This is a genomic window from Streptomyces humidus (assembly GCF_014649655.1).
In the GTDB taxonomy this organism is placed as follows: domain Bacteria; phylum Actinomycetota; class Actinomycetes; order Streptomycetales; family Streptomycetaceae; genus Streptomyces; species Streptomyces humidus.
Map to the genome: position 1 here is coordinate 1 of NZ_BMTL01000015.1, position 12,122 is coordinate 12,122.

General features: G+C 73.1%; 10 protein-coding genes and 1 pseudogene. 7 read left to right on the top strand and 4 right to left on the bottom strand.

The window, feature by feature from the left end; all coding sequences use genetic code 11:
- Nucleotides 1–45: 45 nt before the first annotated feature.
- Nucleotides 46–570 carry an aldehyde dehydrogenase family protein gene (locus tag IE239_RS18645; RefSeq protein ID WP_434095671.1) on the top strand — a complete coding sequence of 175 codons (525 nt, stop codon included), beginning with the start codon at nucleotides 46–48 and terminating at the stop codon, nucleotides 568–570.
- A 92-nt stretch (nucleotides 571–662) separates the two neighbouring features.
- Here IE239_RS18645 and IE239_RS18650 read toward each other — a convergent pair whose 3' ends face one another.
- The 3 genes from IE239_RS18650 to IE239_RS18660 all read right to left on the bottom strand — a co-directional run bounded on the left by IE239_RS18650 (nucleotide 663) and on the right by IE239_RS18660 (nucleotide 3,412).
- Nucleotides 663–1,250: a TetR/AcrR family transcriptional regulator gene (locus tag IE239_RS18650; protein WP_190150492.1), complete on the bottom strand. Its 588-nt coding sequence runs from the start codon at nucleotides 1,248–1,250 to the stop codon at nucleotides 663–665.
- 142 nt (nucleotides 1,251–1,392) lie between these two features.
- On the bottom strand, nucleotides 1,393–1,878 hold the full coding sequence (locus tag IE239_RS18655) for an SRPBCC family protein (RefSeq protein WP_190150493.1): 486 nt from the start codon (nucleotides 1,876–1,878) through the stop codon (nucleotides 1,393–1,395).
- A gap of 127 nt (nucleotides 1,879–2,005) precedes the next feature.
- Complete coding sequence (locus IE239_RS18660; RefSeq protein ID WP_190150494.1) at nucleotides 2,006–3,412, bottom strand: flavin monoamine oxidase family protein; 1,407 nt, start codon at nucleotides 3,410–3,412, stop codon at nucleotides 2,006–2,008.
- Nucleotides 3,413–3,760: 348 nt separating this feature from the next.
- Between IE239_RS18660 and IE239_RS18665 the strand changes: the two genes are divergently transcribed.
- From IE239_RS18665 to dhaM, 4 genes are all read left to right on the top strand, one after another.
- Nucleotides 3,761–5,959: an MMPL family transporter gene (locus tag IE239_RS18665; RefSeq protein ID WP_190150495.1), complete on the top strand. Its 2,199-nt coding sequence runs from the start codon at nucleotides 3,761–3,763 to the stop codon at nucleotides 5,957–5,959.
- A gap of 402 nt (nucleotides 5,960–6,361) precedes the next feature.
- Nucleotides 6,362–7,354 (top strand): dihydroxyacetone kinase subunit DhaK, encoded by a 993-nt coding sequence (gene dhaK / locus IE239_RS18670; protein ID WP_190150496.1) that lies wholly within the window; start codon nucleotides 6,362–6,364, stop codon nucleotides 7,352–7,354.
- 46 nt (nucleotides 7,355–7,400) lie between these two features.
- Entirely contained in the window at nucleotides 7,401–8,000 is a 600-nt protein-coding gene (dhaL, locus tag IE239_RS18675; protein ID WP_190150497.1) for a dihydroxyacetone kinase subunit DhaL, read from the top strand.
- 7 nt (nucleotides 8,001–8,007) lie between these two features.
- Nucleotides 8,008–8,418, top strand: a complete 411-nt coding sequence (dhaM, locus tag IE239_RS18680; RefSeq protein WP_190150498.1) for a dihydroxyacetone kinase phosphoryl donor subunit DhaM — start codon at nucleotides 8,008–8,010, stop codon at nucleotides 8,416–8,418.
- A 492-nt stretch (nucleotides 8,419–8,910) separates the two neighbouring features.
- Here dhaM and IE239_RS18685 read toward each other — a convergent pair.
- Nucleotides 8,911–9,609 (bottom strand): annotated as a pseudogene (locus IE239_RS18685) (glycoside hydrolase family 75 protein); the annotation flags it as partial.
- 324 nt (nucleotides 9,610–9,933) lie between these two features.
- Between IE239_RS18685 and IE239_RS18690 the strand changes: the two are divergent.
- The gene (locus IE239_RS18690; RefSeq protein ID WP_190150500.1) at nucleotides 9,934–10,344 is read left to right on the top strand and encodes a cupin domain-containing protein; all 411 of its coding nucleotides are present in this window, start codon (nucleotides 9,934–9,936) and stop codon (nucleotides 10,342–10,344) included.
- Between the two features lie 125 nt (nucleotides 10,345–10,469).
- Entirely contained in the window at nucleotides 10,470–12,020 is a 1,551-nt protein-coding gene (locus IE239_RS18695) for a hypothetical protein (protein ID WP_190150501.1), read from the top strand.
- The last annotated feature ends 102 nt before the right edge of the window (nucleotides 12,021–12,122 follow it).

The window sequence follows — 12,122 nt, forward strand, 5'->3', positions numbered from 1 at the left end:
CCGCGAACGCCTCCAGGTCCTCCCGGACCCCGGCCATCTCCTCAGGTGTCACACCATCCCAACGACACCCGCACACCAACAGACACGCCACCCACGAGTGAAGCTGACCAAGCTCTAATAGTGCAGCCGACCATCCTGGTCGACGTGCCGGAGGACTCGCCGGCGGTGCAGGAGGAGACCTTCGGACCGACCATGACCGTGGCGAAGGTGCGGGACATGCACGAGGCCGTCGAGCTGACCAACGCGACCGCCTACGGTCTCGGGAACACCGTCTTCGGCAGGCGCCACGGCATGGCCGTCGCCGAGCGGGTCCGCTCGGGCATGTCCGCGGTCAACGGCGTGATCAGCTTCGCCGGCATACCGGCCCTGCCCTTCGGCGGCGTCGGCGGATCCGGCTTCGGCCGCATCCACGGGCCCGACGGCCTGAAGGAGTTCACCTTCGCCAAGGCGATCGCCCGGCAGCGGTTCAGGCCGATGCTCGCGCTGACCACCTTCGACCGCACCGAGAGGACCGACAGGCTGTTCGCTCGGGTGATCGGCCTTCTCCACGGGCCCAGGACGTGGAGATAGGACCGGCAGCCGGTGTCCCGGCGCCCGGGGCGGTCCGGCGGCAGACCCCGCCGGGGCGCGGCCGCGGTGCGGCATCGTGACCGGGCGCGACCTCAGGCCATGGCCAGGACGGCCGAGACCAGGGCCCGCAGACAGGCGCTCTCGGCTTCCTCGTCCGGCAGGGAGAGGTGCTGCATCGTCAGTCCGTCGAAGCCGGCCAGGAAAAACCTCGCGATCGTCCCGGCGGGCTTGCCGAGCTGGTGACCGGTGCGCTCGGCGGCCTCGTCGACCAGCTTCGTCGTCACCGCCAGGACCTCGCCGTAGTGGCTCTGCAGCGCCTCTTTCAGGTGTGGCGTACGCAGGGCGAGCATGCTCAGCTCGGTGAGCAGCTGGTGTGAGGCGGGTTGTTCGAGCACGGTACGCCAGAGCGCTTCGGCGAGCGTGACGACGGTGTCCTCGAAGCTCGCGTCCGCGGGCGCGGCACGTGTCACCTGCTCGACCAGGTCGTGGGTGAGCTGTTCCATGACGGCCCGGTACAACTCCTCCTTCGTGCCGAAGGTGTAGTGCACGGTCGCCTGTGCCACGCCGAGCTCGGCGGCGATGGCACGGGTGCTGCCGGCCGCGACGCCCTCCCTGGCCATAAAACCGATGGCCGCCTTGATCAGTTGTGGGCGGCGCTCTGCCGCGGATACATGAGCCATGACACGGATCCTATTCGACTCAGTCTGCCGAACAGGTCGCTCGACAAAGCGGCGGGCACATCGGGGTGCTGCCTGCTGACGGCGGCTCCCGGGCCGGGGCCGGACGGGCGGGCCGGCCCAGGCCCGGGAGCGTTCGCGCCCCTCAGAGAGCGTTCCTCGAAGTCTCGGAACGGAGCAGGGTGTTGAGGTCGGCCATGGACGCGCGCATGCCGGCGCGCATCGCGGGCTGCTGTATGGAGTCGAGGAGGAGTCCCAGCGGACCGAGAGCGATGGCGTACTCGACCTGGTAGAGCATCTCCGTGACCTCACGGCCGTCGATGCTCTGGGCCGGGCGGAACTCGAAGACGACGGTCATGTCGCGGAGCGGGGCGAAGCCGGTGCCGGTGTCGACGCGGCGCTTGAGAGGCTCGATCTCCCTGACGGTCCAGACCGAGTCGGTCCTGAGCGGGCCGAGGGTGCGGTTGCGCTCGGCGTAGGTCTTGCCGACCGTGGCGACGCCGTGGTGGTCGGTGACCTCGATGGCTCCGGCGACCCACTCGGCGTACCGGTCGGTGCGGGAGACGACGTCCCAGACCCGCCCTATGGGGGCGTCGATGACGGCGGTCTCGGCGACGACGAAACGGTTCATTGCAGGGTTCCCTTGCTCGTGTGTGCTTCTTGCCTGCCGGTGCTTCTTGCTTGCCGGCTTCGTGCGTGTCGGCTTCCTCGGTGCCGGCTTCCTGCATGCCGGCTTCTCGCCCGTCGGCTTCCTGGGCTCAGCTCTGGTGGAGGAGTTCGGCGGCGGTGTGTCCGCCGGAGCGGACCGCGCCGTCCATGTAGCCGTTCCAGTAGGGGGAGAACTCGGCGCCCGCCCAGTGCACGCGGCCGTGGGGGCGGCCCATCCACCGGCCGAAGTCGCTGAGCACGCCGGGTGCGGCGACGGAGGTGGGTCCGCCCTGGGTCCACTGCTCGGCGGTCCAGTCCTGCTCCAGGTAGTCGGCGGTGTCGAAGGCGCGGTCTCCGACGACCCGGGCGAAGCAGCGCAGGACGGCGCCGCGGCGCTCGGCGGCCGGACGATGCGCCCACCTGCGCCATTCCCTGCCGCCGAGGAAGCCCATGAGGACGCCCGGTCCGCCGTCGGGCGGAGTGTTGTCGAACATCTCGCGGATGGGGGAGCCGCCGCGCAGCAGGCCCATGCCGGACAGTCCGTCCTCCCGCCAGAACGGCTTGTCGTAGACGGCGACGCACTTCATGAGCGTGCCGAACGGCAGCCGCTGGAAGAGCTGGTCCTGCTGGGCCGGCAGCAGCGGGTCCCACACGATCCGCGACGCCACCACGGGCGGTACGGCGACGATCACCCGGTCGGCCCGCCACTCGCCGGCGTCGCAGACCACCGTGACACCGGTGGAGTCCTGGCTGACGCGCCGCACCGGTGCCGAAAGGTGGACGCGGCCGTCGAGTTCCTCGGCCAGCCGCCGCGCGACCAGCTGCGAGCCGCCGACGAACCGGCTGTCCTGGGCGCCGCCGGTGGTGCCGGTGCCGCGCTCCATCGTGCCCGGATGCGTCTCGTCGCCGAACGTCGAGACGTACCAGAGGCTGAACAGCGCGGAGGCGTCACGGGCCTCCCCGCCGTAGGCGGAGTTCAGGAACATGTTGATCATGTCGACCGCGTCCCCGGTGATCTCGGCCTTGCGCAGCCAGGTCTCGTAGGTCATGCCGTCCAGTTCGCGGGCGTGCGGGGCTTTCCAGGGGGCGGCCGGGTCCACCTTGGCCGCGGCCTGGCCGATGCGGGCCAGGGCGATGCCGATGTCCGGCAGCGCGAACAGGTCCGGCGGGGTGTGTCCCGTGAACCGCCTGGTCCTGCCGTCGTTCACGTAGACGGCCTCGCCGGGGACCGCGGCCCGGTAGGTGGCCACGCCGACCTCCTTGGCCAGCGCCAGGATGTGGTCCTGGGTGGGACCGACGAACTGTCCGCCGATCTCGGTGACCCGACCGTCGCCGAGGTCGTGGTTGAGCAGCCGGCCACCCACCCGGTCCCGGGCCTCCAGCACGGCCACCGACTTTCCCGCCGCCACCAGTTCCCGCGCCGCCGTCAGACCGGCCAGCCCTGCGCCGATCACCACCACATCCGTCCTGCGGGCCCGGTGCGGCGTGGCGATGTCCCTGGTCTGCGTGCTGCTCATGATCACTCCTTGTCATGGGGGTCCCCGCGCCGCGGGGGTATTCCGCGGGGGAAAGCGGCACAGGTCCGTGACCTGGCTCTTCGCCAAGCCGGTGTGCTCCGGTGACCGCAACCATACAGACGACATGGTCAAGTGACAATGTCGAGCGTCTCAGTTGGATGATTTGTTCGAACGACTTGAGCAGCTGATAAAGTCGGTGCCCGAAGCAGCTCGGACGCCGCCCACGGCAACGGGATGCCTCGTGCCCGCAGCCGCTCGACGGCGCGGGCCGCCCGCCCCGCGTCTCGTCCCGCGTCCGCGACGTGACGTGACGTCCGGGAAGTCCCCCACCGACCTTGGGAGTTCGCCATGGCAGTCCTGCTCCATCGGCTGGGCCTCAGCGCCTACCGCCATCGCAAGCTGGTGCTCGGTGTCTGGCTCGTGGTCCTCGCCGCGCTCATCACGTGCGCCGGCGTCTTCGGCGGCAAGCTGGACGACCGCTTCGCCGTTCCGGGCACCGAGTCGCAGCGCGCGTTGGACACACTCGGCAGGACACTGCCCGAAGCATCCGGAACGGGCGCCCAGATCGTCTTCACCGCACCCGCGGGGCACCACGTGACCGAGGCCCGCTACACCGCCGTCATCGCCGCGACGGAGGCTGCGGCCGCGAAGGCGCCCCAGGTCAAGGCCGTCATGGGCCCGGACCTCTCAGGGGCCGTCTCGGCCGACCGGAGCACGGCGATCGTGCAGGTGCAGTACTCGGTGCAGCGGGCCGAGGTGCGCCCCTCGTCCCTGGACGTGATCGAACGGGTGGCCGACGCGGCCGAGAAGAACGGCCTCAGGACCTCGGTCGGCGGCAGTGTCTACGGCAGCAACGGCGTGCACATAGGCCCGTCCGAGATCATCGGTGTCGCCGTCGCCCTGCTCGTCCTCGTCGTCACCTTCGGCTCCCTGCTCGCCGCGGGCATGGCCCTGCTGCCCGCCCTGCTCGGAGTGGCCGTGGGACTCGCCGGACTGCTCGCCCTCACTCCGGCGGTCGGCATCTCCTCCACCGCCGTCACGCTCGCCCTGATGCTGGGGCTGGCCGTGGGCATCGACTACATCCTGTTCATCCTGTCCCGCCACCGCCAGCAGCTCGCCCGCGGCGTCGATCCGCAGGAGTCCGTCGCGCTCGCCAACGGCACGGCCGGCAGCGCGGTGGTCTTCGCCGGCAGCACCGTGATCATCGCCCTGGCCGCACTCGGCGTCATCGGCATCCCGTTCCTGACCGTGATGGGTCTCGGCGCCGCCGGAGCCGTCCTCGTCGCGGTCCTGGCCGCGATCACCCTGCTCCCGGCCCTCGCCGGGTTCGCCGGCGCCCGGTTGACCCCGAAGTCCGGCAGCAAGGAGGCCCGGCGGGCCACTGATCCCGACGGATCCGCCGGCAGTTCGGCCCTGGGCGCCCGCTGGGTGCGGACCGTCGTCGCCAAGCCCCTGCTCACCCTCCTGGCGGCCGCCGGAATCCTCGTCGCACTCGCGCTCCCGGCGGCGGACCTGCGCCTGGCGCTGCCGGACAACGGATCGGCCCCGGTCGCCTCCACCGAACGCAAGGCGTACGACACGGTCAGCGACAAGTTCGGCCCCGGCTTCAACGGCTCCCTCCTGGTGCTGACCGACACCGGCGGCCGGCCCGGGGCGCAGGCGGGCGCAGAGGCCGCCCGCCGGCTGCGGGACCTTGAGGGCATAGAGGCGGTGCTGCCGCCGCAGCCCACCCACGATCCCGCGCAGACCGTCGTCCAGGTCATCCCCGAGACCGGTCCCGACAGTGCCCGCACCGCCCGGCTCGTCCGCGACATCCGTGCCGCCGCCCCGGACATCCGCCGGAGCACCGGAGCGACCGTCGCGGTCACCGGCGCGACCGCCGTCAACATCGACGTCTCCGACCGCCTCAGCGACTCCCTGCTGCCCTTCATGGCGATCGTCGTCGGCCTGAGCCTCGTCCTGCTCACCATGGTGTTCCGCTCTCTGGTCATCCCCTTCAAGGCAGCCGTCGGCTTCCTGCTGTCGGTGGCCGCCTCGCTCGGCACGGTCGTGGCCCTGTTCCAGTGGGGCCGGCTGGCGGACGTCCTCGGCCTGCCCCACACCGGTCCCGTCGTCAGCTTCCTGCCGATCATCCTGATCGGCGTGCTCTTCGGACTCGCCATGGACTACGAGGTGTTCCTCGTCTCCGGAATGCGGGAGGAGTGGGTCCGCACCGGCGCGGCCCGCGCTTCGGTGATCGACGGGGCGCGGCACAGCGTCCGGGTCGTGACCGCGGCCGCCCTGATCATGTTCACCGTCTTCGCCGGCTTCTTCCCGCTCGACGACGCCCTGATCAAGCCCATCGCCTTCGCTCTCGCCGTCGGCGTGGCCATCGACGCCTTCGCCGTCCGCCTGACCCTCGTCCCGGCGGTCCTGGCCCTCGCCGGGCGACACGCCTGGTGGCTCCCCGCCTGGCTCGACCGCGTCCTGCCGGACCTCGACGTCGAGGGCACGAGCCTCCACAAGGCGCCGAAAGCGGAACACAAGGAGCCCGAGACCGTCTCCTGAACCGGCGGGGCGCCCGGCGGATCCGCACGGCGCCCCGAGGCGTCCGGGCCCGGAGGCGGCGCCGGCCCGGGGCGGGTCGGCCGGGGGGGCGGCCCGGTCGAGGCCCTCATGGGCTCTCTCACGTGCCCTTCGCTGCCGCAAGGCAGATACTGCCGACAGGAGCAGATCAGCCGATACGCACCCGATCGCCCGACCGCCCTGACGGCCTGTCACCATTGTCGGCATCAAGTCAGCGCCGGTACCGCGGGAACCCGCCCGCGACCGCCACGGACAGCGACGGACAGGCACGGACGGGCACGGACAGACACGGAAGCCGAGGTCAGAGCCCCCGTACCCCTTCTGAACAGCGAAGAAGCAGGACAGGACAGGCACCCCATCCGCCGGCCGATCCAGGAGATACCCATGAAGATGCTGATCAACGTTCCCGAGACCGTCGTCGCGGACGCGCTGCGCGGTATGGCGGCGGCTCATCCCGAACTGACCGTCGACGTGGAGAACCGGGTGATCGTACGGCAGGACGCTCCGGTGGCCGGGAAAGTGGCGCTGGTCTCCGGCGGCGGCTCGGGGCACGAGCCGCTGCACGGCGGATTCGTCGGGCCCGGGATGCTCTCCGCCGCCTGCCCGGGCGAGGTGTTCACCTCGCCGGTGCCGGACCAGATGGTGCGTGCCGCCGCGGCCGTCGACAGCGGAGCCGGTGTGCTGTTCATCGTGAAGAACTACACCGGTGACGTGCTCAACTTCGACATGGCGGCCGAGCTCGCCGAGGACGAGGGCATCCAGGTCGCCAAGGTTCTCGTCAACGACGACGTCGCCGTCACCGACAGTCTCTACACGGCCGGACGGCGCGGTACCGGCGCGACGCTGTTCGTGGAGAAGATCGCGGGGGCCGCGGCGGAGGAGGGGCAGCCGCTGGCGCGGGTCGAGGCGCTGGCCCGGCAGGTCAACGAGGGTTCCCGCAGCTTCGGGGTCGCGCTCAGCGCCTGCAGCACGCCGTCCAAGGGCAGCCCGACCTTCGACCTGCCGGCCGGTGAGCTGGAACTGGGCGTCGGCATCCACGGCGAGCCCGGGCGCGAACGGCGGCCGATGATGACGTCCGGCGAGATCGCCGACTTCGCCGTCCAGGCGATCCTCGACGACCTCACCCCCCGCAACCCCGTCGTCGTCCTGGTCAACGGCATGGGCGCGACGCCGCTGCTGGAGCTGTACGGCTTCAACGCGGAGGTGCAGCGGGTGCTGGCGCAGCGCGGCGTGGTCGTCGCGCACACGCTCGTGGGCAACTACGTGACCTCCCTCGACATGGCCGGCGCCTCGGTGACCCTCTGCGAGGTCGACGAGGAGCTGCTGCGGCTGTGGAACGCTCCGGTGAGGACCGCCGGCCTGCGCTGGGGCGTCTGAGGCAGGGGCAGACGCCCGGACCGTACCGACCATGCAAGGAGACCCAGTGCTCGACACCGACTTCTTCCGCCGTTGGATGACGGTGACCGCCGCGTCGGTGGACCGTGAGGCGGACCGGCTCACCGCCCTCGACTCGCCCATCGGCGACGCCGACCACGGCAGCAACCTCCGGCGCGGATTCACCGCGGTGACCGCGGCGCTGGAGGAGGAGTCGCCGGAGACGCCGGGCGCCGTCCTGACGCTCGCGGGCCGCCGGCTGATCTCGACGGTCGGCGGGGCCTCGGGTCCGCTGTACGGCACGCTGCTGCGGCGGACCGGCAAGGCGCTGGGCGACGCGGCGGAGGTGGACGAGCGGCTGTTCGCCGAGGCGCTGCGCGCGGGTGTGGACGCCGTGATGCAGCTCGGCGGCGCCGCCCCCGGCGACAAGACGATGATCGACGCGCTGGTGCCGGCCGTCGACCGCCTCGCCGACGGCTTCGGCGCCGCCCGCTCCGCCGCCGAGCAGGGCGCGGAGGCGACGACGCCGATGCTGGCCCGCAAGGGGAGGGCCAGCTATCTCGGCGAGCGCAGCATCGGCCACCAGGACCCGGGCGCGACCTCGTCGGCGCTCCTCATCGCCGCGCTGGCCGAGGCCGAGGGGAAGTGAGGCGCCCATGAGCAACCGGGAACCGGTCGGGGTCGTGCTGGTGTCGCACAGCGCGCAGGTGGCCGAGGCGGTGGCCGAGCTGGCGCGGGCTCTGGCGGGCGGCGGCACGTCGGTGCCGGTCGCCGCGGCGGGCGGCACGGAGGACGGCGGGCTGGGCACCAGCGCCGACCTGATCGCCGCGGCCGCGGCTTCGGTGGACCGGGGCGCCGGGGTCGCGGTCCTCGCCGATCTGGGCAGCGCCGTCCTCACGGTCAAGGCACTGCTCGCGGAGGGCGACGAACTGCCCGACACCGCTCGTCTGGTGGACGCCCCGTTCGTGGAGGGGGCAGTGGCCGCGGTGGTCACCTCGGCGGCAGGCGCCGACCTCGACGCGGTGGAGGCGGCGGCCGGGGAGGCGTACACCTACCGCAAGGTGTGACACGGACGGCCGATGCCCCGGCCGGGTGCTCCCCCGTCGTGGAGGAGCGACCGGCGGGGCCGGCATGGTGCCTCGCCCGGCGGCGGCCCTGTCGGTCGCGGTCGGTCGCGGTCGGTCGCGCCTCGGCCGCGCTTCGGCCGGGCTCGGCCCCTGGGCGTCATGCGCGTCCCGGACGGAGCCGCTGTCCGGCCGGCTCGGCGCCGGGCGAGGGGCGGCCGCGTCGGACGGTCGCCGCCGGTCTTCTCACCAGTCCCCGTCGTCCTGTCCGGGTTCTTCGTCCTTCCCGGCGTCCGTGGCGGCGTGCGTCCCGGCGCCCTCGGCCTGGCCGGTCAGGGTCTCGTCCGCGCCGTCCGGGAGACCGGAAGCCTCCTCGGCGTCCGGTCCCGCCGCGGCCGCCCAGTCGTCCTCGGCGGTACCCTCCTTCGGCGTCGGGCCGGCGTCGGCCGCCGGCTTCCCGGACGGCGGGGGCGTGGCCGGCCCGCCGGTCTCCGCTCCCCGTGCGAAGGTCCGCGCCAACCGCTCCCCCACCGCCACCGCGGACGCGTGGCTCTCGATGGGCGTCGCCCGGGAGTTCTTGAAGACGATGTACGTGACGCCGGAGGGCGCGCCGCCGCCGTGCGGGTCGGAGCGGATGCCGAGCGCCTTGGCGGTGGCGTAGGACGCCTCGCCGATGATCTCGCGCGGCCCGACGTCGCCGACGACGGCGTACTCGACCCGGTCGCCGTAGACCACAGCCGCGACCGATCCCCCGCCCACCCCGTGCGCCCGGTGGTCCCACAGGGCGCTCACCCCGGGCACCACGATGTAGGGCAGCGCCTCGGCACTCAGATAACGGCCGTCTGACTGCTGGTAGGCGGTGGCCTCGGAGAACAGCGGGTCGGTGCTGCTGTTGCACCGGGCGCTCGGGCGGCCGTCGCAGTCGATGTCCATGTCGGCCGTCCAGAAGACCGCCTCGTCGGTGCCGCAGACCGGGACCGTGGCGGGCGTGCCCTCGTCGGTGCGGTAACGGCCGGATGAGACGGGCTTGCAGTCGCGGACCCGGGCCAGCAGGTCGGCGGCGCGCACCGAGCCCTCCTGCCGGGACGGGGAAGCTCCGGCAGCGCCCGGCGACGGGCGCGCCGCGACGGACGGGGTGGTCGGGGCCAGCAGGGCCAGGCCGGCCGCGGCCAGCGTCAGCGACTTGACGCGCACGATGTGGACCCTCTCGTGAGGACGTTGACGGACACGCAGAACAATCTGGTGTCGACCCCACCACGGGGCCACTTCGAGGGGGCCGTACGGTGCACGACGCGCGGTACGCGGCCACCGGGAGGCCTGAGGGCAGGTGACGGCAGGTTCGTTGACCGCGCAGGTCAGGGCTCGGTTCGGGTTGTTCCGTCGACACGGCCCGACGCGGCCGGGCGGGCCCGCGCCGGTCGCGTTCGGCCTCCCGCCCCGGCGGTCGCCCGGCACGGCGCGGGGACGCCCGGGTCGGGCGCGGAGTGCTCGTGCGGCCTGCTGCTACCTTGCCGGACCATGAACGACAGTGTGTACGTGGGCCATGCGGGCAAGGACGCGGCCCTGGACCGCGGATGGCTGCTGGGCCACTTCAAGGACACCTCCGATCCCCGGCACAGCGAGGCCGTGGAGATCAAATGGGGCCTCCACCCCAGGGGCGACGAGCGGGGCGAGTGGGTGACCGGTGAAGAGCGCACCGCCCTGCTGGTCCTCATCAGCGGGCGCTTCCGGGTGCAACTGCCCGGACGCAGCGTTCTGCTGGCCCGGCAGGGGGACTACGTCGTGTGGGGCCACGGCGTCGATCACTCCTGGTTCGCGGAGGAGGAGTCCGTGGTGCTGACGGTCCGCTGGCCCTCGGTCCCCGGCTACGGGGTGAGCGACGAGCACGGTTCCGCCTCGAGGGAACGGCCCCTGCCCCGGTTCGGGTGAGCGAGGCGGGTTTTCCGGCCGACGCGCTCGCCTGCCGCATACCGTGACCCCTGCCGAGCGCCCTGCCCGTGACGCCGGGACCGGCGCGGGCGTTGGGCACATGGGAAAACGGGAGGAAGTGCAGAATGACGGAGGCCGTGGCGAGCGAGCCGGACGAGCGAGTCCCGGGACGACGGTGGACCGTGCGCCTGGACGCCGCCGAGCGAGGCAGTAACGCGGTGCGTGTCACGTGCAGCCGCCCGTCCTGTGCGCCCCAGCGGCTGCCGTCCCCGGCCGCCGGCCGTGCGGCCGCGGTCAGCCATCTGAAGGCACACCTGAAAGCCACTGCGGGTCCTCGCGAACGTGCGTACTGCGCGTGCCGGGCGGAGAGCTGCCACACCCACATCCGTTCCGCCGACCGGCAGGCGCGCGCCCAGCCCTGGCGGTGCGGCGGGGCGGTCGTCCTGGCCGTGCTCACCGACCGGGAGGGCCGCTGGTGGCAGGTGCTGGAGTGCTGTTCACGCTGTGCGGCGGCCACGCCGGGCGCGCAGATCGTCTCCCCCGCGCAGGCCCCCACCCCGCAGGCCCCCACCGCGCCCGCCCCGGCCACCGCCGGCCGGCCGGCGACCACGGCTGCGGGCGCGCCCCGCTTCTCCGACGCCGCCGCGCCCGACGGCGGCCCGCGCCCGGTGCCGTCTCCCCGCTCCGTCCCCGCACGACGCAGGCGGACGACCGGGAAGATCGCTCAGCGGGTCGTCCCCCACGACCTGCAGCCCGTCGTCCTGCGTGACGAACTCGTCGAACTCGGCGATCTGTTCCGCGCCTACCAGCAGCGCGCCGAACCCGACCTGGCGCTCCTCGCCGACCTGCACGAGCGCAAAGCGCGCGCCTTCCACACCTGGGCCGAGGTCACCGGCGACGTCGATCTGGGGCTGGAGGCCCGGCGCGCCGAGCAGGCCTCCGCCGCCGCCCGCGCCCAGCACCTGCAGCGCGTCGGCGGCGGCCCGGTCGGCGACGGGCCGGCCGTGGCCCGCCTGCTGACCGTGCCGGCGCAGTGGCAGCACGCGCGCTCCGTCCTCGCCCACGCGGGCGACCACAGTCCCCTGCCGGGCCCGGAGGCACGGCTGCTGACCGTGATGCTGACCCTGCGCACCGCGCACACCGGCGCCGGCAATCTCGTGGGGCAGGACATCACCGCACTGGGCCTGACCGACCCGGAGGCCCTGGTGGAGCGGCTGACCGGCTGCGACTGGCTCCGCGTCCCCGGCACGGCCGCCGACCTGCTCGCCTCCCGGCCGGAGAACCCGACCCCGGTCACCGTCCCGTCCCTCGTGCCCGGGGAGGACGGCGACGGACCGTTCGCGTTCGGCAAGAAGGTGCGGCCCAAGCTCAGCGGCTGGGCCCAGAAGGTCGTCTCCGACAAGAAGCTCCGCAAGGCCAAGGCCCCCGCGGGCGCCCGGCTGCTCGCCCTGACCCTGGCCGCCCTGACCCTGGCCGACGGACGACTCGGGCCGGGCGGCCGGGGCGTCGGCCTGGAGTCGCTCGCGGCCTGGTGCCCGGTGGATCCCGGCGAGTTGCCGAATCTGGTGGACCTGCTGAGCGCGGCGGACTGGGTCGCCGAGGCCGCCCTGACCGACACCTGCCTCACCGGCCGCCTGACCGAACGCGTCCTGCCTCTCACCTGCCCCCTCCTCTAGCGGGGACGCTCGGGCCGGGCGGCTCCCGTGGCGGAACCCGGGGGCCCGGAGGGCGGCAGGAAGCCGGGGGCCCGGCGGCCGTCTCAGCCTGGGCCCCCGGGC

What these genes read in the sequence shown, in the direction of transcription:
- IE239_RS18695 (WP_190150501.1), top strand. Translation starts at nt 10,470, where the DNA reads ATGACGGAGGCCGTGGCGAGCGAGCCGGACGAGCGAGTCCCGGGACGA.
- IE239_RS18665 (WP_190150495.1), top strand. Translation starts at nt 3,761, where the DNA reads ATGGCAGTCCTGCTCCATCGGCTGGGCCTCAGCGCCTACCGCCATCGC.
- IE239_RS18660 (WP_190150494.1), bottom strand. Translation starts at nt 3,412, where the DNA reads ATGAGCAGCACGCAGACCAGGGACATCGCCACGCCGCACCGGGCCCGC.
- dhaM (WP_190150498.1), top strand. Translation starts at nt 8,008, where the DNA reads ATGAGCAACCGGGAACCGGTCGGGGTCGTGCTGGTGTCGCACAGCGCG.
- IE239_RS18650 (WP_190150492.1), bottom strand. Translation starts at nt 1,250, where the DNA reads ATGGCTCATGTATCCGCGGCAGAGCGCCGCCCACAACTGATCAAGGCG.
- IE239_RS18690 (WP_190150500.1), top strand. Translation starts at nt 9,934, where the DNA reads ATGAACGACAGTGTGTACGTGGGCCATGCGGGCAAGGACGCGGCCCTG.
- IE239_RS18655 (WP_190150493.1), bottom strand. Translation starts at nt 1,878, where the DNA reads ATGAACCGTTTCGTCGTCGCCGAGACCGCCGTCATCGACGCCCCCATA.
- dhaK (WP_190150496.1), top strand. Translation starts at nt 6,362, where the DNA reads ATGAAGATGCTGATCAACGTTCCCGAGACCGTCGTCGCGGACGCGCTG.